We start from the raw sequence: 23,536 nt of genomic DNA on the forward strand, positions 1-23,536 counted from the left end.
CTAGCCGTAGCGGCCGGTGATGTAGTCCTCGGCCTTCTTGGTGGCCGGGTTGGAGAACATCGTCTTGGTGTCGTTGTACTCGATGATCTCGCCGAGGTGGAAGAAGGCCGTGTAGTCGGCGACCCGCGCGGCCTGCTGCATGTTGTGGGTCACGGTGATGATGGTGAACTGCTGCTTGAGCTTGTCCATCAGGTCCTCGATGGTCGCCGTCGAGATCGGGTCCAGGGCCGAGGTCGGCTCGTCCATCAGGATCACGTCGGGCTGCACGGCGATCGCCCGGGCGATGCACAGGCGCTGCTGCTGGCCACCGGAGAGCGAGGTGCCGGGCGCATGCAGCTTGTCCTTGACCTCCTCCCACAGGCCGGCGTCGCGCAGGGCCTTTTCTACCAGCTCATCCTGGTCCGACTTGCGACTCACCAGGTCGTGCATGCGAGGCGCGTAGACGACATTGTCGTAGATCGACTTGGGAAAGGGGTTGGGCTTCTGGAAGACCATGCCCACCCGGCGGCGCAGCGCGACCTCATCCATCTTGGCGGCGTTGACGTCGCGACCATCCATCTCCACCAGCCCCTCGAGGCGCACGCTGGGGATCAGGTCGTTCATGCGGTTCAGGCAGCGCAGGAAGGTAGACTTGCCACAGCCCGACGGCCCGATCAGGGCCGTGATGTTCTTCTGATAGACATCGATATTGATGTTCTTCAACGCCTGGCTCTGGCCGTACCAGAGATTGAGGTCGCGAACGCGAATGCTCAGCTCGTGATGGGCGTCGGTATTGCGGGTCACCGGCTGGCCGGGTTCGGGACGAGAGCTGTCGTGACGTGACATCGGCGCGGTACTCCGCTCGGCAACGTGAATGTTCATCTGTGGATACCCTGTAACGTAGCGTGGCCTACCAGCGGCGCTCGAACTTCTTGCGCAGGATGACGGCAGTGGCGTTGAGGAAGATCAGGATCGTCAGCAGCACCAGGATCCCCCCGGCGGTCTTCTCGACGAAGGCCTGCTCCGGCTCCCCTGCCCAGGTGAAGACCTGTGCCGGCAGCACGGTGGCGGCCTGGGTGAAGGAGGCGCCCACGTCGGGGATGAAGGCCACCATGCCGACGATGATCAGCGGCGCGGTCTCGCCCATGGCCTGGGCCAGGCCGATGATCGAGCCGGTCATGATGCCGGGCATGGCCAGCGGCAGCACGTGATCACGTACCACCTGCCAGCGCGAGCAGCCGACCCCGAAGGCGGCGTGGCGGATCGAGTCCGGCACGCTGCGCAGCGCCGTGCGGGTGGCGATGATGATCACCGGCAGGGTCATCAGGGCCAGCGTCATGCCGCCGACCAGCGGCGAGGAGCGCGGCACGCCGAAGAAGTTGATGAAGATCGCCAGACCCAGCAGGCCGAACAGGATCGAGGGGATCGCGGCCAGGTTGTTGATGTTGATCTCGATGATCTGGGTCAGGCGGTTATCCGGAGCAAACTCCTCCAGGTAGACCGCCGTCATCACGCCGATGGGAAAGGCGATGGCCAGCGTCACCAGCATGGTCATCACCGTACCCACCGCGGCGGAGAGGATGCCCGAGGCTTCCGGCATCTTGGAGTCACCGCTGGTAAAGAAGGTGGTGTTGAACTTGAGGGCCGCCCTACCCTGCTCCACCAGGGCATCGACGGTGGCCTGCTGGGATTCACTGAGCTTGTGACGATGCCCCTTGAGGTACTGGTCCACCTCACTGTCGGCGAGCACCCAGCGGGTTTCGCTGGTGCCCAGCAGCTCCGGATTGTCGCGCATCCGCACCGGGATCAAGCGCTCGAAGGTTCGGCTGACCAGGCGCGACACCTCGGGGTCCAGGGCGGCACGCCCCATGCGCTGGGCGTCTTCGTTGTAGTCGATCTCCACCTGGACCTGCGCCTGCTGAAAGGCCGGCAGGCCCTTGGAGAGCATGTCGGCGAAGAACAGCACCAGGAACAGGCCGGCGAGACCCAGCGCGCCCATGGAGATCCACTTCAGGCGCGCGGAGTTACGGTGGCGGCGCTTGAGCTGGGCGCTGATGTCGTCGAAGGATTGACTCATGTCGGCGATTCCTCGGCGTTACAGGTTGTTGACGCGATACTTCTCGCGGAAGCGGCGGATCATGAGCACCGACACCAGGTTCAGGCTCAAGGTGACGGCGAACAGCACCAGGCCCAGGGCGAAGGCGGAGAGCGTCTCGGCACTCTCGAACTCCAGGTCCCCTGTCAGCGCTGCGACGATACGCACCGTCACCGTAGTCATGTCCTCCAGCGGGTTGGCGGTGAGGTTGGGCCGCATGCCCGCCGCCATCACCACGATCATGGTCTCGCCTAGCGCCCGGGAGACCGCCAGCAGCGAGGCGGAGATGATCCCCGGCAGGGCCGCCGGGATCACCACGTCGCGGATGGTCTCGCCTTTGGTCATGCCCAGCGCCAGCGAGCCCTGGCGCATGCTGTCCGGTACCGCATTGATCACGTCGTCGGAGAGCGACGAGATGAAGGGGATGATCATGATGCCCATCACGATCCCCGGTGCCACGGCATTGTTGAAGGAGGCGTCCAGACCAAAGAAGCCGGCCACATCGACGATGATCGGCGCTACCGTGATGGCGGCGAAGAAGCCATAGACTACGGTGGGAACACCGGCCAGCACCTCGAGAGTGGGCTTGGCCAGGGTGCGCACGCGAGCGGGGGCGAACTCGGCCATGTAGATGGCGGCGAGCAGGCCGATGGGGATCGCCACCAGCATCGCCACGGCGGTGATCATGAAGGTGCCGGCGAACAGCGGCACCGAGCCGAACTGGGCGGCACTGGCGCCCTCGTCGGCCCGCCCGGCGGCGGCCAGGAAGCTGGCACCGGGGTTCCAGACGGTGCCGGTGATGAAGTCCCAGAAGCTGTGCATCTGGAAGAACCGCAGCGCCTCGAAGACGATGGAGAAGAGGATGCCGAAGGTGGTGAAGATCGAGATCAGTGCCGCGGTGACCAGGACCCAGCGAATCACCCGTTCGATGGCCTGGCGAGCGTGGAAGTCAGGCTTCACCTGGCTCATCCCCACCATCAGGCCAATGGCCGCGATCACCAGGCTGCCGGCCAGCAGGTAGAGCGTGGGAATATCGGCGCCCAGCAGCAGCATCAGGAAGGCCCCGATGGCGCCCACGGTGATCGCCGGACCGGCAGTGGCGAGGACGGCGAACCAGGCGTACTGGTCGGGCTGGGCGTACATGGCCGTGCCGGTAGCGCGCACCCGCGCGGCCTTGGCCCGGCCCAGGAAGAAGGCTATCAGACCCAGCAGCAGCAGGACGCCGCTGAACATGGCGAGGAGTTGGTTGGTCTGCATAGGTCTCTCTCGGTGGATAACGACGGCAGCGTGCCTGCCGGAACGTGCGACGGCCGGCAGCCGTGGGCTGCCGGCCGGATCAGGCGTCCTTGCCTACTCGGATGTTACTTGAGGTCGCTGACCTCGAGCTGCGCGCGATTCTCGACCTTTCCACGGGTCTGCTCGCGCTCGGCTTCCGGCAGCGGGATCAGGCCCAGGTCACCGAGGTAGCCACCCGCTCCGATCATGGTCTCGGAGACGAACATGTCGACGTAGTCGTACAGCGGCGGCACGGCCTCGGCGTGCTGGTTCTTGACATAGAACCAAAGCGAACGGGCGATCGGGTAGTCGCCGGCGCTGATCGCCTCGGACTCCGGTGCCACGCCATCGATGGACGTGCCAACGAGGGTATCGGGGTTCTCGACCAGGAAGGAGTAGCCGAAGATGCCGAAGGCATCGGTGTCCTCGCTCAAGCGCTGGACGATCAGATTGTCGTTCTCGCCAGCGTCGATATAGGCGCCGTCGGAGCGAACCTCGGTATAGGCCTCACCGCCGTAGGCCTCCATTTCTTCAGAAGGCACTTCCATGGCGAGCTCTTCGAAAGCATCGCGGGTCCCCGAGGTGCTGGGCGGGCCGTAGATGGAGATCTCGCGATCCGGCAGGGAGGCGTCGATCTCGCTCCAGTTGGTGTAAGGATTGTCAATCAGCTCGCCGTCGACCGGCACCTTGGCCGCTACGGCCAGGAACAGCTGTTCGAGGGTCAGTTCGATGGCCTCGTTGGTGCTGGACTGGGCGAAGACGATGCCGTCGGAACCGATCTTGACCTCGGTGACATCGGTGACGCCGTTCTCGATGCAGCGCTCGAGCTCGGAGACCTTGATACGACGAGAGGCGTTGGTGATGTCCGGTGTATCGTCACCCACGCCATTGCAGAACAGGCGCAGGCCGCCACCGGAGCCGGTGGACTCGATGACCGGCGTCGGGTACTGGGTCACCGCGCCGAACTCCTCGGTCACGTAGCTGGCGAACGGGTAGACGGTGCTGGAGCCGACGATGCGGATCTGGTCACGGGCGTGGGCCACAGTAGCTACACCCATGACGGCGGCAGCGATGGCCGTGCCCTTGAGAACTGGGTTCTTGAGGATGCGGTTCATGGAGCGATCTCCTGTCGAGAAAGGGATTCATCCTTCGCGACACACACGTTGCCTCAGCAACGTGACAGCTTCATGACAACCCGTGGCGACGACATCATCGTCGCCTCGCCTCCCAGCCGGTCGCCGTCAGGTGGCGGAGGTGATCTCCCGGCCGGCGGCGCGCCCCACCAGTCCCCGCAGGGCCAGGTTGCCGGCCAGCGATACCGCCAGCATGGTCAGCACCATGGGCCAGGCGCTGTCGATCTCGAAACCGCTCACCACCACCCCGGCGAGCGCCCCGCAGGTGAACTGAATGCTGCCGAGCAGCGCCGTGGCGGTCGCGCTCATGTGGCTGAAGTGCTCGAGCAGCGAGGCGATGGCGTTGGGCGTGATCAGGCCGACCATGCCCATGAACAGCATGATCAAAGGCACCACGGTGTAAAGCGAGTCCTGTCCGGAAGCCACCAGCAGGGTCAGGCAGCACGCCACGCCGAGCTGCACGCCGAGGCCGAGACGCATGTTCTGCTGTGGGGTGCGGCGGCGCAGCAGGCGGATGTTCACGCGATTCGAGGCCGCCATGACCACCACGTTGGCGCCGAAGACCACCGGATAGATCGCCGGCGACACGCCGTAGTGGGTGATATAGAGAAACGGCGAGGCGGTGATGAAGGCGAACATGCCGGCGAAGGTCGCGGCCACGGCGAGCACATAGCCCATGCCTTCGCGGTGGCGCAGCACGCTTCCGTAGTTGCGCAGCACCTGTCGCGGCGAGGCGGTGGGGGCGTCCGGCGCGCGGGTCTCGGGCAGCTTGGTGCCCATCAGCCAGAGCAGGAAGGCCGCATAGACCGCCAGGAAGACGAAGATCAGCCACCAGTCGGCAAGATAGAGCAGCCCGCTGCCCACGGCCGGGGCCGCCAGCGGCGCCAGCATCATGATCATCGCCATGGTCGACATCACCTTGGCGGCCTCACGGCCCTGGAAGCAGTCGCGCACGATGGCCGCGGAGTTGACCACGCAGGACCCACCGCCCAGCGCCTGCACCAGGCGCCAGGCGAGCAGCTCGCCGAGGCTGCCCACCGTGGTCAGCATCAGGCTCGCCAGCAGGAAGATCACCAGGCCTGAGAGCAGCACAGGCTTGCGGCCCAGCCGGTCGGAGAGCGGGCCACCCGTGAGCTGGCCGAGGGCGAAGCCGGCCAGGAAGGTGCTGATCGACAGCTCGGTATGGTGGATGCTCGCGCCCACGGCCTCGGCCAGCGCCGGCATGGCGGGCAGATAGGCATCGATGGCGAAGGGAGCCAGGGCGGTGTTGGCGGCGACCAGCAGGGCCACACGCCGGGAATTCAGGGTCAACAAGGCGCCTCCCACAGGGCTCTTGGCAGAATCGCGGCAAAAGATAGTGGGCTAATGATACCCCAAAATTCACTCGCTGGCCCGGCCGCCTATTTTCCTCCAGGCTGCCTTGCTAGAGTGGATGCCATGACAACCGGAGGGATCCCACCATGGCAGACGACCTGCTTTCACAACTCAAGACCATGACCACTGTGGTGGCCGACACCGGCGATCTCGAGGCGATTCGTCGCTTCGAACCCACCGACGCCACCACCAATCCCTCGCTGATCCTCCAGGCGGCCCAGCACGAAACGCGCCGGACTCGGCTGGCCGAGATCGCCCGCCACGCCACCGACATCGACGATGCCCTGGACACCGTGGCCGTCGAGATCGGCAGCGAGATCAGCGCCCTGGTGCCCGGCTACGTCTCCACCGAGGTCAGCGCGCGGCTCTCCTTCGACACCGACGCCACCCTGGCCCGGGCCCGGGCGCTGATCGAGCGCTACGGCCGCCACGGGGTCGGCCCCGAGCGGATCCTGATCAAGGTCGCGGCGACCTGGGAGGGGATTCGCGCCGCGCGGATCCTCGAGCGCGAGGGCATCCACACCAACCTGACCCTGCTCTTCAGCTTCGCCCAGGCCCGCGCCTGCGCGGATGCCGGCGCGACCCTAGTCTCGCCCTTCGTCGGCCGGATCCTCGACTGGCACAAGGCACAGGAACCCGAGGCCGACTTCACGGGCGACCGCGATCCGGGCGTGCAATCGGTCAAGCGCATCTACGAGCACTTCAAGGGCCACGGCTATGAGACCATCGTCATGGGCGCCAGCTTCCGCAATAGCGGCGAGATCCTCGCCCTGTCGGGCTGCGACCGGCTGACCATCTCTCCCCAGCTACTGGAGGAGCTGGCCGGTACCGAGGCGCCGCTGACGCGTCGACTCACGCCGCTGGACGCAGAGACTCGCGCGCCGGAGCCTCAGGACGAGGCCGAGTTCCGCTGGGAGATGAATGAGGACGCCATGGCCACCGAGAAGCTCGCCGAGGGCATCCGCAAGTTCATGGCCGACCAGCGCAAGCTGGAGACGCTGCTGGGAGAGCTCAGGAAGGGGTGAGGCAGACAGGCGGCCCCGACGGGAGCCCGCCTAGGGGCCGTGGGAGGCGGCCTGCTGGGCCTCGAGCATCTCCACCAGCGGCTGGAACTCCTCGCGGTTATGCTCGTTGAGCCGCATCAGGATGCGATGCGCCTCGAGCACCCGCTGGCGAGTCTCCTCCACGTCAGTGGGAATCTCGGGCAGGTCGTGAAGGTCACGCGTCTCGGTGATCGGCGATTCCACCAGGGTGAAGATGCGCGAGAATCCCATGACGTCGAGCATCCGCTGGACATCGGGATTGTCGGCGATGATGGTCGGCGGCTCGCTGACGCGCCCCTGCACCGCCATGGCCACCTTGGCGAGAAAGCCCAGGGCGGTGGAATCCACGTTGGTGGTGTCTCTCAGGTCGATAATCAGCGTCTCGAGTCCCGGCGTCTCGGCGAGCTGCCGGGCCTGGCGGTCCAGGGTCGCGCACAGGGTCAGGCGTACGTCCCCGCACAGCTTGAGGACGAAGACCCCCGATGCAAACGCTGCCTTGATGCGGCCCTCATGATTTATCATTGCCAAATCCGCTCAACACCATGATCGTCAGGTCGTCTGGCAGCTCCTCATGACCCGGCGCGCTCTGGGCGACGACTTCATCATCGTCGGCCAGATGCCCCAGCGCAAGGCTGCCACGTAGGTCCTCCAGCGTCGTGCTGGCCAGTACCCGTCGCTCGAGTTCCCTGAGCCGCCCCTCCAGGGTGTCCCCCGGTAGACACTCCAGTATGCCATCCGAACAGAGCCACAGCCGAAAGTTCTCCGGCAGCGGACAGCCCAGGCTCGGATAGTCGACCCCGGGGAAGAGGCCGACCGGCATGCCCTCGCCGGGCAGCGCCTGCACCTCGCCGTCGGCCACCAGCAACGGCATGGGCAGCTGCGCGCCGAGCGAATAGTGGAGATAACGGTGCCGGTGGTCAATCACCCCGACGAACAGGGTCGCGTGCTTGCCGATGCCGGCATCCAGCAGCTCGCGATTGAGCGCCGCCAGCCAGCGCGGCGCCAGCCGCTCGGGGTGCTCTCCGTCCCACTCCTGCTGCCAGCGATTGGAGAGGTATTTCAGCAGCACGGTGACGAAGGCCGAGGACGCGCCGTGGCCGGAGACGTCGGCGAAGTAGAACAGGCTGTAGCGCTCGTCGAAGGCCTGGAAGTCGAGAAAGTCGCCGGAGAGATAGAGCGAGGGCGCCAGCCAGTAGTCAAAGCTCACGTCCTGCAGGGTCTGAGGCCTGGGCGGCAGCAGCTTGCGCTGTATCTGCCCGCCCGCCTGCTGGTCGAGACGCAGCATCGCCAGGTGGGTCTCCAGGCTCTCGTTGAGCTCCTCGAGATTCGCGTTGAGATGGGCCAGCCGGGCCCGGTCGCGTTCACGATCGGCGGCCAGCCGATGCACCTCGATGGCCTTGACGATCATGCGCCGCAGCAGCGAGCCGTGGCGCAGCGGATCGACGATGTAATCCACCAGGCCCGCCTCCACCGCCTTCAGCAGGTCGGCATCCTGACGATCGTCGCTGACCACCAGGGTCGGCAGCCGCTCGGCCAGGCGCTCCCAATCGGCGCGCGACACCGCCCGCGCATGGGCGACGATCAGCGCCGTCTCGGGCGGCAGCTCCTCGATGCCGGAGGCGGCATACACCGCCAGGTCATCACGGGCGATGGTCTGTGCCAGGGCGTCACGCTCCGACCCAGGAACGTCGATCACTCCGATCAGTTGCTTGGCTGGTGGCATGCGGTCATGGCCTCATTCGGCGAAGGCGTCGTCGAAGTCCGCATCATCGAAGTCGAACTCGTCGCTGGCGAAGGGATCCTCGCCCAGCTGCCCGTCGTTGACCTCGAAGCGACGCTGCTGAAGGTAGGCATCGCGGATGAAGCTGTAGCGATCGCCGCTGATCAGCGCCTCCTGATCGAGCAGCCCGGCCCGGGTATCGATCACCCTAAGCGCGGTCAGGCTTAGGCGCACCTTATCCTCTTCCACGTAGGTGGTCGGATAGGTGGCCATGTCCACGGGCAGGCCGCCGGTGTCGCGCAGGGTGCTCGGCCCCAGCAGCGGCAGCACCAGATAGCGGGACTCTTCCCACCCCCAGGCGCCCAGGGTCTGACCGAAGTCCTCCTCGCGGCCGGTGATCTCCATCCGCGTGGCGACGTCGAAGAGCCCGCCGATGCCGACGGTGGTGTTTATCAGGAAACGGCCGGTGGCCACGCCTGCGTTGGCGCCCTTGCCCTGCAGCAGGCTATTCAGGGTGGTGCGGATCTCGCCCAGGTTGGAGAAGAAGTTGCCCACGCTCGTCTCCACCGGGTCCGGGGTGATGAAGCGATAGCCCTGGGCCGCCGGCTTGAGCGCGTAGCGGTCGACCACGTCGTTGAAGGCGAACACCTTGCGGTTGAAGCCCTCCCAGGGGTCGTCGGGATGGCGATCACGCATCTCGCCGCTGCTGGCGCAGCCCGCGAGCAGTGCCAGGGACATCACCAGGGCGCCACGCCCGGCCCACTGAGTCATCGCCCCGGTCATCACCCCTGACATCATCCCTTTCCTCTCACATCCATTCATCGGGCGCTATCGCCTCCCTGCGGTTACTGTCTTGACGCTCATTGGCGACGCACCACCACGCTGCCGGCACTGTAGCCCGCGCCGAAGGAACAGACCACCCCGAGCGCGCCGGGCGAGAGGTCATGACGATGCAGATGGAAGGCAATGATCGAGCCGGCCGAGCTGGTATTGGCGTAGCGATCGAGGATGATCGGCGCCTGTTCGGCGTCCGGCGCGTGACCCAGCACGCGCCGGGCGATGAGGTCGTTCATGTGGCGGTTGGCCTGATGCAGCCACAGGCGGGCCAGGTCATCGCCGGCGAGCTCCAGGCTCGCCAGGTGATCGGTGATCAACGCCGCCACCAGCGGGCAGACCTCCTTGAACACCCGCCGCCCCTCCTGCACGAAGAGCCGATCGGTGGCCAGCGGGTCGCTGTCGGTGACGCGATCGAGGAAGCCGGCGTTATTGCGAATAGCGTTGGAGAAGCGCGTGGTGAGCCGGGTGCCGAGGATCTCGAAACGCGACTCGGCGCTGGCCACCTCATCGCTCTCCAGCACCATGGCGGTACAGGCATCGCCGAAGATGAAGTGGCTATCGCGGTCGCGAAAGTTGAGGTGGGCCGAACAGATCTCGGGATTGACCACCAGGGCGCGCCGGATACTGCCGGCGCGGATGGCGTTGGCGGCGGTCTCGATGGCGAAGGTCGCCGAGCTGCAGGCCACGTTCATGTCGAAGGCGTAACCGCCGGCGCCCAGCGCCGCCTGCAACTCCACCGCCACCGCCGGGTAGGGGCGTTCCAGGTTGGAACAGGCCACGATCACCAGGTCGATATCCCCGGCCGCCACCCCCGCCGCGTCCAGCGCCTGGTGGGCCGCGGTCAGGCCCATCTCGCACTGGATGGAAGGCTCGTCATTGCCGCGCGGGGAGAGTCGCGGGCGCATGCGCTCGGGATCGAGGATCCCCTCGGCGTCCATCACGTAGCGGCTGTGGATGCCCGAGGCCTTGACGATGAAATCGCTGCTCGAGTGGGCCAGGGGTTCCTCGACGCCCGCCTCGGCGCGACGCGCGTTCTCCGCGTCCACCCAGGCATTGAACGAGGCCACCAGGTCCGCATTGTCGATGGCATGGGGCGGCGTGAAGAGCCCCGTGCCGGTGATCACTGCATGGGTCATGCGCTTCTCCCTGTGAGTTCGGCCCAGCGTTTCTCGAGGCGTTTGGTCGATACCGGGAAGCGGGTGCCCAGCTGCTGGGCGAAGAGCGAGACACGCAGCTCCTCGATCCACCAGCCGAACTCCACCAGCGCCGGGTCCTCCACCCCACCGCGCCGCTCGCTCTCGCGGCGAGCCGCCAGGCGGGCCTCGAAGTCCTGGATCTCCTGCATGTGCATCTGGTCGCGCATGCGCTCCCGCGGCGCTTTTTCCAGGCGGATCAGCGCCGCCTCCATGTAGCGAGGATACTCCTCGAGCCACGCGCCGGCCTCGCTGACGAAACCGGGGTGAACCAGGCGCTGCATCTGGGCCTTGAGGTCACTGTACACCAGCGCCAGGGCGAGGTTGAGGTTGCCCTTCAGCGCCTTGGTCACCGCCAGGTGGCCCTGGAGTGCCCGCTCCAGGGTCGCCACCAGCGCCTCGGCCCGGGGCAGCAGGGCATCGCCGGTGGCCTCGAGCCGCGCCGACAGCTCGCCTTGAGAGCGCGGCAGCGGATCGGTGGCCACCACCTGGCGGAAGACCGCCGCCACCACATCCTCGATGAGCACCCGCTTGCCGCCTACCTTGGCAAACAGCAGCGCGCAGGTCGACAGCCCCTTGAGCCGCTCGATGGCGCGTGCCTGATCGGGCAGCCGCGCCATGGCGGACTGCACCACGCCGGCGCGATGGGCCTCACGCGCCTTGTCGGGATGATCGAACAGCTCGACCCGGAAGGCCTCCTTGCTCGGCACCAGGGCGGGATAGGCCTCCACCCGGATGCCGGCCTGGGTGGTGACTCGGGACTCGGGCAGCGGCGTCTCGGGCAGGGCCGAAAGCTCGCCCTCGTCGCTGGCCTGAACGGCCAGGGCCCGAGCGCCCTCGCCCGCGGCCGCCTCGAAGCGACGCTCCAGCTCGCGCGCGTCGCGGCCCTGGCCCAGGGGCTCGCCCCGATGGTCGACCACCCGCAGGTTCATCACCAAGTGGGGCTCGAGGGCCTCGAGGTTCCAGTCGTCGGGGTGCAGGCGCACGCCGGTCTTGCGGCGCAGGAACTCGCCCAGCGCCTCGGTGAGCGGGACGTCGTCCGGGGTCATGGCCTCCAGGGCGGCGTCCACCCAGTCGGGGATCGGCACCACCTGGCGACGGATCGCCTTGGGCAGCGACTTCATCAGGGCGATGCACTTCTCGCGCAAGAGCCCCGGTACCAGCCACTCCAGTCGCGCCAGGGGCAGCTGGGGCAGCATGGCGGCCGGCACGGTGAGCGTCACGCCGTCGTCGGCGGCGCCGGGCTCGAAATGGTAGGCGAGCGGGTAGCTCACCCCGTTGAGCGTGAGCGCGTCGGGATACTCAGCCTGGGTAACTTCGCCGGCCTCGCGGGCCAGCAGGGCCGCCCGGTCGAACTTGAGGATGCCGGGATCCTCGGCCTCGGCCTTCTTGCGCCAGGCCTCGAAGCCCTTGCCGTTGACGATATCGGCGGGGAGGCGCTCGTCGTAAAAGGCGAACAGGGTCTCCTCGTCGACCAGGATATCGCGCTTGCGGGCGCGATCCTCCAGATCCTCGACCTCCTCCACCAGCGCCCGGTTGTGGGCGAAGAAATCGCCGCGAGTCTTGAACTCGCCTTCGACCAGCGCGCGGCGGATGAACAGCTCCCGGGACGCCACCGGGTCGATCGGGCCGAAGTTGACCTTGCGCCCGGTCACGATGGGCAGGCCGAACAGCGTGACCTGCTCGGTGGCCACCACCTGGGCGCGCTTCATCTCCCAGTGGGGCTCGGCGTAGGAGCGCTTGACCAGGTGGCCGGCCAGCGGCTCGATCCACTGGGGCTCGATCTTCGCCGCGGTGCGGGCGAAGAGCTTGGTCGTCTCCACCAGTTCGAACGCCATCAGCCACTTGGGCGACTTCTTGGCGAGCCCCGAGCCCGGATGGACGACGAACTTGCGGTTGCGCGCCCCCAGGTACTCGCGGTTCTCGGTGAGCAGGCCGATATTCGAGAGCAGCCCGGTGAGCAGCGCCTGGTGCAGGGCGACCGCGCGCTTGCGGCCGGCCTCGCGGCGCGCCTTGTCGTCGCCCTCCTCCTGAACCTCGGGCGGCGCCGGCGGCGGCACCTCGATCTCCATGTCGCGCAGCAGCTGGCGCAGCTGGCGAAAGGTGTCGTGCCACTCGCGCAGGCGCAGGTAGTTGAGGTAGTGATCCTTGCACCAGCGGCGCAGCCGGTTGCCGGAGAGCTCCTCCCGGGCGGCCTCGAAGCCGTGCCAGAGGTTGAGCAGCGCAACGAAATCGGAGTCCGGGTCGTGCCAGCGGCGATGGGCCTGGTCGGCGGCCTGGCGCTTGTCGGCCGGGCGGTCGCGGGGGTCCTGGACCGCCAGGCCGGCGACCACGATCAGCACCTCGCGCAGCCCTCCCTGCTCGGCGCCGGCCAGCACCATGCGCGCCAGACGCGGATCGATGGGCAGCCGGGCCAGCTTGCGCCCCAGCGGGGTCAGGCGATTGCCCGCGTCCACCGCGCCCAGCTCGAAGAGCAGCCGGAAGCCGTCGGTGATGAAGCGCGAGTCCGGCGGGTCGACGAAGGGGAAGGCCGCGATGTCGCCGAGCTTCAGCGAGAGCATCGAGAGGATCACCGAGGCCAGGTTGGTGCGGCGGATCTCGGGGTCGGTGAATTCGGGACGGGCGAGGAAGTCCTCCTCATCAAAGAGGCGGATGCAGACGCCCTCGGCCACGCGGCCACAGCGTCCCTTGCGCTGGTTGGCGCTGGCCTGGCTGACCGGCTCCACCGGCAGGCGCTGGATCTTGGCCTTGTAGCTGTAGCGGCTGATGCGCACCAGGCCGGGGTCGATGACGTAGCGGATGCCCGGTACCGTCAGCGAGGTCTCGGCGACGTTGGTGGAGAGCACGATGCGCCGCCCCGCATGGGAGGCGAAGACGCGATTCTGCTCGGCGTTGGAGAGCCGCGCATAGAGCGGCAGAATCTCGGTGCCGCGCAGATCGGCCCGGCGCAGGGTGTCGGCGGTCTCGCGGATCTCGCGTTCACCGGGCAGGAACACCAGGATGTCGCGCGGCCCTTGGAACCAGGCCTTCTCGCGCTCGACCCGCTCGATCTCCTCCACGGCGTGCAGGATGCCCTCCTGCAGGGTGCGGTCTTCCTCGTCGTCGTCATCGCGCACCAGGGGCCGATAGCGCACCTCCACCGGGTAGGTGCGCCCGGAGACCTCGACCACCGGCGCCGGCACGTCCTGGCCTTCTGCGTCGCGACGGCCGAAGTGGGCGGCGAAGCGGTCGACGTCGATGGTCGCCGAGGTGATGATCACCTTGAGGTCGGGACGCCGCGCGGTGAGGCGCTTGAGGTAGCCGAGCAGGAAGTCGATGTTGAGGCTGCGCTCGTGGGCCTCGTCGATGATGATCGCCTCGTAACGGCTGAGGTCGGGGTCGTGGCGGGTCTCAGCCAGCAGGATGCCGTCGGTCATCAGCTTGACCAGGGTCGCGTCGCTGCTCTGGTCGGTGAAGCGCACCTGGTAGCCGACCTGCTCGCCCAGCGGCACCGCGAGCTCCTCGGCCAGGCGCGTGGCCACCGAGCGCGCCGCCAGGCGCCGCGGCTGGGTGTGACCGATCAGCCCGCGCCGCCCCAGGCCCAGCTCCAGGCAGAGCTTGGGCAGCTGGGTGGTCTTGCCCGAACCGGTCTCGCCGGCCACTACCACCACCTGATGATCGCGCAGCGCCTCGAGGATGTCCTCGCGGCGTTCGGCGACCGGCAGCGCCGCCGGATACTCGAGGGTCACCGGGCGCGCCCGGCGCCGCTCGACGAGGCCGCGCGAGCGCTCCACGGCGCGGCGGACCTCGGCGAGCCCGCGGTCCACGGGCTTGCCTTCCTTCAGGCGGCGGCGCAGGCCGCGCAGGCGTTTCTCGAGGCCGACGACGTCGCGGCGCATGACGGCGTCGAGGTCACGGGTCAGGGCGTCAAGCTCGGCGGCATCCTCGGCCTTCGCGGCGGGGGGCTGGCGGGTCTCGGTGGTCACGGTATCGACGGTCGGCTCCGGGTCACGGTCAGCGAAAAGTGGCCCGCCCGGGACTCCCGGTGCGGGCCTGCATTATAACGTCGCGGCCTCGACCGCGCCTAATCGGGGCACCTTTGACAGAGCCATTGCTGCTTGATCTGACGAGTGGCGCCGGGGACAGCTCGAAGAGGAGGTCTTTTGCCAGGGAGGGCAAAAGTAGCGCCCAGGGATGGGACCACAGCGCCTCCTCGAAGAGCTGTGGACGGCGCTCCGAGCGACATTGCGAATTTCGCCCACGTCGTCGCTCAGCGAGTTTGCTGAACGCAGCAGTGTCCTGAACACGGGATCACGCCCCGGCGCTTTTCTGCTCCTCGTCGCGCAGCTGGCGGCGCAGCACCTTGCCCACGTTCGTCTTGGGCAGCTCGTCGCGAAACTCCACGAATCTCGGCACCTTGTAACCGGCGAGCTCCTTCTTGCACCAGGCCCGCAGGGTCTCGGCATCCAGCCCCTCGTCGCGGGACACCACAAACAGCTTGATGGCCTCGCCGCTGGCCTCGTCCGGCACGCCCACGGCCGCCGACTCCACCACCCCCGGATGGGCCGCCACGACGTCCTCGATCTCGTTGGGATACACGTTGAAGCCCGACACCAGGATCATGTCCTTCTTGCGATCGACGATGCGGATATAGCCATCCGACTGGAGCACGGCGATGTCGCCGGTGTGAAACCATCCCTGATCGTCGATCGACTGCGCGGTCTCGTCGTCGCGGCGCCAGTAGCCCTTCATCACCTGGGGGCCCCTCACGCAGAGCTCCCCCGCGGCCTCAAGGGGGGCGTCCCGGCCGTCGGCGTCCAGCACCTTCACCTCGGTGCCCGCCACCGGCTTGCCGATGGTGCCCAGCTGGATGGCATCCACGGGATTGAAGCTGACGATGGGCGAGGTCTCGGTCAGGCCGTAGCCCTCGGCCACCTGACAGCCGGTCACCTCCTCCCAGCGATTCGCCGAGGCGCGCGTGAGGGCCATGCCGCCGGAGATGGTCAGGTGCAGCCGCGAGAAGTCGAGCTGGCGAAAGTCCTCGCGGTTGCACAGGGCATTGAACAGGGTGTTGAGCCCGATGAAACCGGTGAAGCTCACCTTCTTGAGGGTCTTGACGAAGCCGTCCAGATCGCGGGGATTGGGGATCAGCACCGAGTGGTTGCCGGTCTCCATCATGAACAGGCAATTCACCGTGAAGGTGTAGATGTGGTAGACGGGCAGCGGCGCGATGATGGTCTCGACGCCCTCGCCAAGGGCCGGCCCGATCGCCTGGCGCGCCTGCAGCATGTTGGCCACCAGGTTGCGATGGGTCAGCATGGCGCCCTTGGCGAGTCCCGTGGTGCCGCCAGTGTACTGCAGGGCGGCGATATCGTCGGGCTCGCGGCTCACCTCACGGTGCGGATGCCGGGACCCGGTCGCGAGCGCCCGGCGAAACGGCGTGGCACCAGGCAGCGAGAAGGCCGGCACCAGCTTCTTGACGTACTTGACCACGCTGTTGATCAGTGGGCGCTTGGGGAAGGGGTGCAGGTCGCCAAGCTCGGTCACCACCACCTGCTCGATGTCGGTGCGCTCGAGGATGCTCTCGAGCTTGGCGGCCATGTTAGCCAGGATGACGATGGCGCGGACCCCGGAATCCTTGAACTGATGGGCCATCTCGCGCTCGGTGTAGAGCGGATTGGTGTTGACCACCACCAGGCCGGCCCGCAGGGCGCCAAACACCGCCACCGGAAACTGCAGCACGTTGGGCAACTGGATGGCGATACGATCCCCGGGCTCAAGGGGCGTCTCCTGCTGCAGCCAGGCAGCGAAGTGGCCGGAGAGACGGTCGAGCTCGGCATAGCTCAGCACCCGGCCCATGCAGCTGAAGGCCGGCTTGTCGCCGAAGCGCGCCACCGAGGCGTGAAATACCTCCATCACCGAGGCGTAGTCGTCGAGTTTCTCGAGGGGCTGGCCGGTCAGGATAGCGGGCGTGGCGTTCTCGCTCATGGGCTGTCTCCATACTGCGGCCAATGTCGATATCGGCCTTATTGTTATCCACGCGAGGGGTTATCCACACGCGGTGATGTTAGCAGGCACTTTATAACAGCGGCTCGACGGCTGTAAAACGAGCGATTGAAACTTACGTTTTATAGCGTGCTTGAATCACCCCACCCTGCCACACCAGCAACTCGCCCGGCATCATGCGCACCCACTCCTCGTTGTCGGTTAGCGGTTCTGTGGCGATCACCGAGACCACGTCGTTGGCGGTGGTGTGCTCGGCGAAGTTGACCGTCAACTCGGCATCCGAGAGGCTCGCCCGCCCGAAGGGCGCCCGGCGGGTGATATGCGCCAGCTTGGTGGAGCAGAAGGTGTAGAGATAGTCGCCATCGGCCAGCAGCAGATTGAACACCCCCAAGCCACGCAGCCGCTCGCAGAGTCCGTGCAGCGCTCTCCAGAAGGCCTCGCGCTGCCGATCGTCGGCGGGCGGCTCGGGGAAGGCGCCGCGCAGCTCGCCGAGCAGCCAGCAGAAGGCGTGCTCGCTATCGGTACCGCCTACCGGACGGTAGAAGGTGTGCGGCAGGGCCTGCCAGTCGGCCAGCTGGCCGTTGTGGGCGTAGCACCAGGGACGCCCCCACATCTCGCGCACGAAGGGGTGCGTGTTGGCCAGGCGCACCTGGCCAACGTTGGCCTGGCGGATATGGCTGATGACGATGTTCGACTTGATCGGGTAGTCGCAGATCAGCCGCGCGATGGGCGAGTGCACCGAGGGATGCGGGTCGCGAAAATCGCGGTAGCCGCCCTCTTCATAGAAGGCGATGCCCCAGCCGTCGCGATGTGGTCCGGTCCCGCCGCCCCGGTGCAGGAAGCCGGTGAAGCTGAAGCAGATATCCGTGGGCACATTGGCACTCATGCCCAGAAGCTCACACATGGGGTTCCTCCCGGCGTGGGGGGCGCCGCGTCTGGCGGCGCCGAATCAGGGGTATAACCACCAGCAGCAGGACGAACGCCACCAGCGCGCCCCACAGGCGCGGATCGCGATGGTGCTCGTGCCAGAGGCGTTCGAGGCCCGGCCACCCCGCCTGCCACAGCGACCGGGCCGTCTCCGGAAAACGATTGACCCACTCGACGAAGCGGTCGGCGACGGGCGGGGTGTCGGCCTCGGGCGGCGGCGTAGTGTCGTCCCCGCGCGGGTCGTCGAAGGTCTCGGTGGCAAGCGTCGGACCGGCCACATCGGCAAGCCCAATGCCGAGGCGGCCATCGGGATAAAGCACCAGACGTGGCAGGGACAGCGTCTGGCGCTCGCCCTCGAGTTCGACGGTGGCCTCCAGCAGCAGCGGCAGGGAGAGCGAGGGGTCAAGCTCGGGCAGCGAGAGGTGCCAGCGCGTCTCCTCCACCGCCTCGGCCTCGAGGCGCACGCCCTGCAGCTCGCCGTGGATCTCGGTATTGTCGCGATTGAGGGCCGGATGCTCCGCGGCCAGCACCACCCGACCGGCCCGGGGACGATGGACGGCCCCGATGGCCGGCAGCACGTTCACTGCCTGCGAGCGTTGTCGCTTAAACGTCTCGCTCTCGGCACGGATCACCAGGCGGGCGTTGCCGGTCAGCGCCGGCGCGGGCAGGCGCCCGCGATAGCGACCCGCCTCGGGCTCGAGCATGACCCGGGACTGCACATTGCCCTGGGCATCCTGCAGCGACACGGAGAGCGTCAGCTCCTCGCCGCCCTCGAAGGGACCGACGTCGTGGGTGATCCACGCCTCCACGGGGACATCGAAGCCGCGATAGAGGGTGGTCGGCAGCTCAGCGGTGCGCAGGTGCAGCGGGGAAGCGACGTTGACGCGACTCTCCTCACCCACGTCGCCGTCCAGGCCCCACTCGCCGACCTGGGGGTCCAGCACCCGGATCAGGTCGAAGCGCGGCTCTACCTGCCAGCGGATGTCATCGGGCGCGTCCTCGGCCCTGTAGCGCGTGCCATCCGGGGCGACCAAGGCCAGGGGGCCGTCGTCGGGCTCATGGAAGATCAGCGCCGAGAAGGTCTCCACGCCATCGTCGATGACGAAGCGCCCTTCGTCCAGGGGGACCTGGTCGGCGGGAAAGATACGCTCGATGATGTCCAAAAAAGCACCCAGCAGGCCCTCGGGGCTCTCTGCCAGCGCCGCCAGCCCGCCGGTGGACTGCGCCAGGCGCTCCACCAGGGCCAGGTCGGCCTCGCCGGAGAAGGCGATGGCGTGGACCGCCACGCCCTGAGCGGCGAGTTCCGCAGCCCGTTCCTCGACCAGCCGGCGCCGCGAGGCACGATCGATCTCAGGCTTGGGACCCCGGCCGGGCGCCAGGTCGATCATGCCGTCAGTGAGCAGTACCAGGTGGCGCCAGCCGTTGGCCTCGGTGCTTGCCGCCGCGTTCAGTGCGGCTTCTATATCGGTGTGCTGCTGATAGGCCTGCAGCGCCGGGGGCAGGGCCAGGGCCTGTTCGCGCCAGGCCGCATCCACCTCGCCCAGCGGTAGGGGATTGTCGACCGTCTCGCCGAAGGTCCATACGCCCGCCCGGGCACCGCTTGGCAGCAGGGCCACCAGCAGGTCGAGTGCGCTGACGGCGAGCCGCTCGGGATCGTTGTCCCGCATGCTACCGGAGACATCGACCACCACCCTGACGTCGGGGCGCTCCGCATGTGGCTGGGCCCAGAGCGGACCGGCCCACAGCCACAGGGCCATGCCCGCGGCCAGCACCCGGGGCAGCCAGCCGATGCGTTCCTTGCCATACCCACTCATCGGAACTCCTTAAGCCGATCACGTCAGCCGATCCAGGCAGTCGTTCGCGGCGCGTGTTAGCCGATCACCGGCTCATGGCGTTCGCCACTGCCGCGGCGATCGGCGGCAGCGGGCGTTTCGTCGTTGTCCACGACGTCGTCGTGCTCATGGGTGCGGCGGTGGCGACCGCGCCACCACAGCAGCAGCCCCAACAGGGCGCCAACGCCGGCCCCCACGACGACCAGCAGGGCGACCGGCAGGAAGGTCTCGCGGTTATTCTCGAGGAAGGCCACGGCCGCGACCATCACCGCCGGGGCGAACCCGCTGTAGAACTCCCCTTCTTCCAGCAGCGGCAGCCGGAAATGGGACGGGGTCCACATCACGCCGGCTACCGCCCAGGTAATCACCAGCCGCGGCAACCGCGGCAGGAACCCCAGCCCCAGGTAACCGGTCAGCAGCACCACCAGCGACAACACGACATAGACCAGCCATAGTAGGGGCATCGAATCCGACATCAGCATCACGACCTCGCGAGTTGTGCGTCGACGACGCACGTTCTTGAAAACACACTGAGTATGGTACATCCCGCGCCATGAAAGCACAGCCGCCACGTGACAAGGCCACGCCCCTCGCCGCCGATGACCCCGTCTCCCGCTTTCGCCACGCCGACGATCCGGCCTGGCACTGGCTGGAACAGCGCGACGCCCCGCAGGTCACCGCCTTCCTGGAGGCCGCCAACCAGGAGTCCGATCACTGGTTCGCGCCGCTGGACGATCTCGTGGAACGTCTCTACCACGGCCACCTGGCGCGCCGGGAGCTCGCCGTCAGCGGACTCAAGACGCCGCTCGATCACTTCACGGTGTGGAGCGAGACAGCGGCGAACGCCGACTATCCGGTCTGGTGGCGCCATCCCAATGGACGCCCCGAGGCCGCGGAGGCCTTCCTCGACCTGGAGGCCAGAGCCGGCGAGCACGACTTCCTCGAGCTTGGCGACATGGCCCTCTCCCCGGACGAGGCCTGGCTGGCCTGGACCGAGGACACTCGCGGCGACGAGACCTACACGCTCTACCTCAAGCGGCTACCGGACGGCGGCCCCGCCGTGCTGCTCGATGAGATCGGCCCCGAGATCGGCTGGGCCGAGGACAACGCCACCCTGCTGTTCACCCGCTTCGATGCCACCCAGCGCCCGGAGAGCATCTGGCGCCTTCCGGTCGCCGACGGCCGGGCCGGTGAGCCAATCTTGATCCTGCGCGAGCAGGATCCGGAGTTCTGGCTGGGGCTGGGCAAGACCCGCTCGCGGGAGTGGCTGATCCTTGAGAGCGCCTCCAAGGACACCAGCGAGAGCCATCTGATTCCCGCCCACGCCCCGGCCACACCACCCCGCTGCTTCCGCGTCCGGGAGCGCGGCGTGGAGTATGCGATAGACCATCGGCCCGGCCACTTCTACATCCTGCATAACCGCCAGGCGACCCACTTCCGCCTGGATCGGATGATCGAACAAGACCTCGGCGAGCCCGATCCGATGCACCACTGGCAACCACTCATCGACCATCGCGACGAGGCGACCCTGGAGGGGGTCGACGCCTTCGACTGGGGGCTGGTCATCACCGAGCGCGACCACCACGAGGCTCAGGTACATGTGCGAGTACTCGAGCTGGATGCTGACCACGCCCAGACCCGCGACGAGCGCCTGCCACTGCCGGAACTGCCCTGCAGCCTGGCACTGGGTGACACGCCGCACTTCGCGGACCGGCGCCTGCGGCTGCGCGAGGAGTCCTTCACCCTGCCGGTGACCTGGCACGAGCTCGACCTCGACAGCGGCGAGCGCCACCTCCTCAAGCAGCAGCCTATCCATGGCGACCTGAAGCCCGAAGAACTGGCCTGCGAGCGGATCTGGGCGACCTCCCACGACGGCGAGCGCGTGCCGGTCTCGGTGGTCAGGCGGGCCGATCTATCCGGCCATCCCCTGCCTACCCTGCTCTACGGCTACGGCGCCTACGGCGAGGTGCTCGATCCCTGGTTCTCGGTCGCCCGGCTGGAGCTGCTGGCGCGCGGGGCGGCCTTCGCCGTGGCCCACGTGCGCGGCGGCGGCGACCGCGGCGAGCCCTGGTACCTAGCCGGCAAGCTCGAGCACAAGGCCAACAGCTTTCACGACTTCCTCGCCGCCCGCGATGCCCTGGTCGAGAAGGGGCTCAGCGACGGTGAGCGCATTGCCGCCTACGGCGCCAGTGCCGGCGGCCTGCTGGTCGGCGCCAGCCTCAACCTGGCCCCCGAGGCCTTCTGCGCCGCGGTGCTCGACGTGCCCTTCGTCGACGTGCTGCGCACCATGGAGAACCCCGACCTGCCCCTGACCACCGCGGAGTACAGCGAATGGGGCGACCCTCGCGAACCCGAGGCACGACGCCGCATCGGCGACTACTCTCCACTGGACAACCTGTCGGCCCAGCCCTGGCCGGCGGTCTTCCTGCAGGGCAGCTGGCACGATACCCGGGTGCCCTACTGGGAACCGGCCAAGCTCTACGCGCGCCTTAAGGAGCTGGGCCAAGGACAACGCCCTGGCGATCATCCCATCCTGCTGAGGACGGACATGGGCGCCGGCCATGGCGGCGCCTCGGGCCGCTTCAAGGCCTGGCACGACAACGCCCGACAGGATGCCTTCATCCTCTGGGCGCTGGGGCTGGAAGGTCGGGAGGCCTGATGCCTGACGACAGAGCCCTGTCGTTAGAGCCCTGCCGACACAGCCCTGATAATAGAACGCCCTGACGGCAGGGACCCGGCCGAGGCCGGGTCCCTGTGACGCTTAGATGAGTCGGAGCGGACCGGCTCAGCTGCTGCCGCCGGCTCCACCGCCCGCACCGCCGCCGGCTCCACCACCGGAACCACCTCCCGAGCCGCCGCCGGAACCGCCACCCGAGCCACCGGAACCACCGCCAGAACCGCCACCCGAGCCACCGCCAGGACTACCGCCACCGGTACCGTCATCGGTGCCGTCATCGGTGCCGTCGTCGGTGCCATCATCGGTGCCGTCATCGGTGCCGTCGTCGGTGCCGTCATCGGTGCCATCGTCGGTACCGTCATCGGTGCCGTCGTCGGTACCGTCGTCGGTGCCGTCATCGGTACCATCACCGGAAACGCCGCCACCATCGCTGGCGGCCAGGGCGACATCACTGCCGTCGCGCGCACTGGACAGCCCCGTTTCCTGGTCACCGGCGCCCGGCGGAAAGAGCAGCAGGAGCCCCTCGGGACTTTGCCGCGTCGATAGCCACGACTGCAGTCGCCCCATCTCCTGATCGTCGAGCACCCTCCCCTCATACATGAGGTCGTTGAACATCGCCGCCATCTCGTCGTCGCTAAGCGACTCTCCGCCCCATGAGGACGACTGCGCCGCCACGCCGGATGAGGCCAGGGCCCCCACGAGCGCCGCGAGCGCAAGCTTACTGAAGCCATTCATGATCGATCCCCCCTTGATCCCAAGCCTTAGCCGCCGTCGAGGCGCCAAGCGTATGCCCGTGCCATACAACAAACTGTTACACATAGCAAAGCATCGTCCCCGCCGGTGATCGGCGCCATAGGACGATGCCATGAAACAACGGCTACAAGGGGATGACCCTGAACGCCCACTGAGTATGGGGCGTATCAGGCATGGAGCGGAGGGCGCCCCGACGAGAGGGAACGAGTCAACCGTCGATGGGCAGGATAGCGATGATGTGCTCTTCGAGCTCCTCCTCGGGAACCTCGCGCTGGGAGACGGCGAAGCTGCGCACGCTGACGCCCTTGCGGTGCATCCGCTCGGATCCACCGGCGATCAGCGGATGCCAGGCGGCCAGCTTGCGACCCTCGGCCACCCGGCGGTAGGCACAGGACTTGGGCAGCCAGCGAAAGTCGTCGATGCGCTCGGGCGTCAACTGCGTGCAGTCCGGTACCTTCTCGAACCGATTGTCATAGTCGCTGCAACGACAGCTTTGTATATCCAGCAGTTCGCAGGCGACGTTGAGCACCGCCAGATCGCCGCTCTCCTCATCCTGGAACTTGAGCAGGCAGCACTGGCCGCAGCCATCGCAGAGCGCCTCCCACTCCTCGTCGGTGAGCTCTTGAAGATCGAAGCGCTCCCAGAATCGTTCTCTCATGATCTCTCCTGCGTCACCTGGGGCGATATCCAGCGAGGTTCGTGCGACGTCTTGC

18 protein-coding genes are annotated in these 23,536 nt (G+C 67.4%); 3 read left to right on the forward strand and 15 right to left on the reverse strand.

What is annotated here, in order from left to right:
• The 5 genes from pstB to RSO68_RS03655 form a co-directional block, all read right to left on the reverse strand.
• A complete protein-coding gene (pstB, locus tag RSO68_RS03635; RefSeq protein ID WP_390882376.1) occupies positions 1-825 on the reverse strand; it encodes a phosphate ABC transporter ATP-binding protein PstB in 825 nt (274 codons plus the stop codon).
• A 64-nt stretch (positions 826-889) separates the two neighbouring features.
• Complete coding sequence (gene pstA, locus RSO68_RS03640; protein WP_089850380.1) at positions 890-2,056, reverse strand: phosphate ABC transporter permease PstA; 1,167 nt, start codon at positions 2,054-2,056, stop codon at positions 890-892.
• 18 nt (positions 2,057-2,074) lie between these two features.
• Positions 2,075-3,331, reverse strand: a complete 1,257-nt coding sequence (pstC, locus tag RSO68_RS03645; RefSeq protein WP_089850378.1) for a phosphate ABC transporter permease subunit PstC — start codon at positions 3,329-3,331, stop codon at positions 2,075-2,077.
• Positions 3,332-3,435: 104 nt separating this feature from the next.
• Positions 3,436-4,464 carry a substrate-binding domain-containing protein gene (locus tag RSO68_RS03650; RefSeq protein WP_315585481.1) on the reverse strand — a complete coding sequence of 343 codons (1,029 nt, stop codon included), beginning with the start codon at positions 4,462-4,464 and terminating at the stop codon, positions 3,436-3,438.
• 126 nt (positions 4,465-4,590) lie between these two features.
• Positions 4,591-5,793, reverse strand: a complete 1,203-nt coding sequence (locus tag RSO68_RS03655) for a Bcr/CflA family multidrug efflux MFS transporter (RefSeq protein WP_315585482.1) — start codon at positions 5,791-5,793, stop codon at positions 4,591-4,593.
• 149 nt (positions 5,794-5,942) lie between these two features.
• Here RSO68_RS03655 and tal point away from each other — a divergent pair, with 149 nt between their 5' ends.
• Positions 5,943-6,881 (forward strand): transaldolase, encoded by a 939-nt coding sequence (tal, locus tag RSO68_RS03660; RefSeq protein WP_315585483.1) that lies wholly within the window; start codon positions 5,943-5,945, stop codon positions 6,879-6,881.
• 30 nt (positions 6,882-6,911) lie between these two features.
• On the opposite strand, the gene RSO68_RS03665 is transcribed toward tal, so the two are convergent.
• From RSO68_RS03665 to RSO68_RS03705, 9 genes are all read right to left on the reverse strand, one after another.
• Positions 6,912-7,421 (reverse strand): STAS domain-containing protein, encoded by a 510-nt coding sequence (locus RSO68_RS03665; protein WP_089850370.1) that lies wholly within the window; start codon positions 7,419-7,421, stop codon positions 6,912-6,914.
• Positions 7,408-8,622, reverse strand: a complete 1,215-nt coding sequence (locus RSO68_RS03670; protein WP_089850368.1) for a PP2C family protein-serine/threonine phosphatase — start codon at positions 8,620-8,622, stop codon at positions 7,408-7,410. Before RSO68_RS03670 ends, RSO68_RS03665 begins: the two co-directional genes overlap by 14 nt.
• A gap of 12 nt (positions 8,623-8,634) precedes the next feature.
• A complete protein-coding gene (locus tag RSO68_RS03675) occupies positions 8,635-9,402 on the reverse strand; it encodes an MlaA family lipoprotein (RefSeq protein ID WP_390882386.1) in 768 nt (255 codons plus the stop codon).
• 77 nt (positions 9,403-9,479) lie between these two features.
• Positions 9,480-10,592, reverse strand: a complete 1,113-nt coding sequence (locus tag RSO68_RS03680; protein ID WP_315585485.1) for a beta-ketoacyl-ACP synthase III — start codon at positions 10,590-10,592, stop codon at positions 9,480-9,482.
• Positions 10,589-14,527: an ATP-dependent RNA helicase HrpA gene (gene hrpA, locus RSO68_RS03685; RefSeq protein WP_390882387.1), complete on the reverse strand. Its 3,939-nt coding sequence runs from the start codon at positions 14,525-14,527 to the stop codon at positions 10,589-10,591. The genes RSO68_RS03680 and hrpA overlap by 4 nt, the downstream gene beginning before the upstream one ends.
• Before the next feature lie 412 nt (positions 14,528-14,939).
• Positions 14,940-16,616 carry an AMP-binding protein gene (locus tag RSO68_RS03690; protein ID WP_315585487.1) on the reverse strand — a complete coding sequence of 559 codons (1,677 nt, stop codon included), beginning with the start codon at positions 16,614-16,616 and terminating at the stop codon, positions 14,940-14,942.
• A gap of 133 nt (positions 16,617-16,749) precedes the next feature.
• On the reverse strand, positions 16,750-17,538 hold the full coding sequence (locus RSO68_RS03695) for a class II glutamine amidotransferase (RefSeq protein ID WP_089850359.1): 789 nt from the start codon (positions 17,536-17,538) through the stop codon (positions 16,750-16,752).
• Positions 17,531-19,375, reverse strand: coding sequence for a vWA domain-containing protein (locus RSO68_RS03700; protein WP_315585488.1), 1,845 nt, complete (start codon positions 19,373-19,375; stop codon positions 17,531-17,533). Before RSO68_RS03700 ends, RSO68_RS03695 begins: the two co-directional genes overlap by 8 nt.
• A gap of 56 nt (positions 19,376-19,431) precedes the next feature.
• Positions 19,432-19,875, reverse strand: a complete 444-nt coding sequence (locus RSO68_RS03705) for a hypothetical protein (protein WP_089850355.1) — start codon at positions 19,873-19,875, stop codon at positions 19,432-19,434.
• A 71-nt stretch (positions 19,876-19,946) separates the two neighbouring features.
• On the opposite strand from RSO68_RS03705, the gene RSO68_RS03710 reads away from it, so the two are divergent.
• The gene (locus RSO68_RS03710) at positions 19,947-22,052 is read left to right on the forward strand and encodes a S9 family peptidase (protein ID WP_315585489.1); all 2,106 of its coding nucleotides are present in this window, start codon (positions 19,947-19,949) and stop codon (positions 22,050-22,052) included.
• Positions 22,053-22,370: 318 nt separating this feature from the next.
• The gene (locus tag RSO68_RS15900) at positions 22,371-22,616 is read left to right on the forward strand and encodes a hypothetical protein (protein WP_390882388.1); all 246 of its coding nucleotides are present in this window, start codon (positions 22,371-22,373) and stop codon (positions 22,614-22,616) included.
• A gap of 415 nt (positions 22,617-23,031) precedes the next feature.
• Here the strand turns inward: RSO68_RS15900 and RSO68_RS03720 are convergent, their stop codons facing one another.
• Positions 23,032-23,481 carry a YcgN family cysteine cluster protein gene (locus RSO68_RS03720; protein ID WP_315585491.1) on the reverse strand — a complete coding sequence of 150 codons (450 nt, stop codon included), beginning with the start codon at positions 23,479-23,481 and terminating at the stop codon, positions 23,032-23,034.
• Positions 23,482-23,536: the final 55 nt, after the last annotated feature.

Origin of the sequence: Halomonas saccharevitans, from assembly GCF_032333995.1 — a bacterium.
In the GTDB taxonomy this organism is placed as follows: domain Bacteria; phylum Pseudomonadota; class Gammaproteobacteria; order Pseudomonadales; family Halomonadaceae; genus Halomonas; species Halomonas saccharevitans.

Coding starts and splice junctions, on each gene's coding strand:
- pstB (WP_390882376.1), bottom strand. CDS start 825: ATGTCACGTCACGACAGCTCTCGTCCCGAACCCGGCCAGCCGGTGACC.
- pstA (WP_089850380.1), bottom strand. CDS start 2,056: ATGAGTCAATCCTTCGACGACATCAGCGCCCAGCTCAAGCGCCGCCAC.
- pstC (WP_089850378.1), bottom strand. CDS start 3,331: ATGCAGACCAACCAACTCCTCGCCATGTTCAGCGGCGTCCTGCTGCTG.
- RSO68_RS03650 (WP_315585481.1), bottom strand. CDS start 4,464: ATGAACCGCATCCTCAAGAACCCAGTTCTCAAGGGCACGGCCATCGCT.
- tal (WP_315585483.1), top strand. CDS start 5,943: ATGGCAGACGACCTGCTTTCACAACTCAAGACCATGACCACTGTGGTG.
- RSO68_RS03665 (WP_089850370.1), bottom strand. CDS start 7,421: ATGATAAATCATGAGGGCCGCATCAAGGCAGCGTTTGCATCGGGGGTC.
- RSO68_RS03670 (WP_089850368.1), bottom strand. CDS start 8,622: ATGCCACCAGCCAAGCAACTGATCGGAGTGATCGACGTTCCTGGGTCG.
- RSO68_RS03675 (WP_390882386.1), bottom strand. CDS start 9,402: ATGACCGGGGCGATGACTCAGTGGGCCGGGCGTGGCGCCCTGGTGATG.
- RSO68_RS03680 (WP_315585485.1), bottom strand. CDS start 10,592: ATGACCCATGCAGTGATCACCGGCACGGGGCTCTTCACGCCGCCCCAT.
- hrpA (WP_390882387.1), bottom strand. CDS start 14,527: ATGCGCCGCGACGTCGTCGGCCTCGAGAAACGCCTGCGCGGCCTGCGC.
- RSO68_RS03690 (WP_315585487.1), bottom strand. CDS start 16,616: ATGAGCGAGAACGCCACGCCCGCTATCCTGACCGGCCAGCCCCTCGAG.
- RSO68_RS03695 (WP_089850359.1), bottom strand. CDS start 17,538: ATGTGTGAGCTTCTGGGCATGAGTGCCAATGTGCCCACGGATATCTGC.
- RSO68_RS03700 (WP_315585488.1), bottom strand. CDS start 19,375: ATGAGTGGGTATGGCAAGGAACGCATCGGCTGGCTGCCCCGGGTGCTG.
- RSO68_RS03705 (WP_089850355.1), bottom strand. CDS start 19,875: ATGCTGATGTCGGATTCGATGCCCCTACTATGGCTGGTCTATGTCGTG.
- RSO68_RS03710 (WP_315585489.1), top strand. CDS start 19,947: ATGAAAGCACAGCCGCCACGTGACAAGGCCACGCCCCTCGCCGCCGAT.
- RSO68_RS03720 (WP_315585491.1), bottom strand. CDS start 23,481: ATGAGAGAACGATTCTGGGAGCGCTTCGATCTTCAAGAGCTCACCGAC.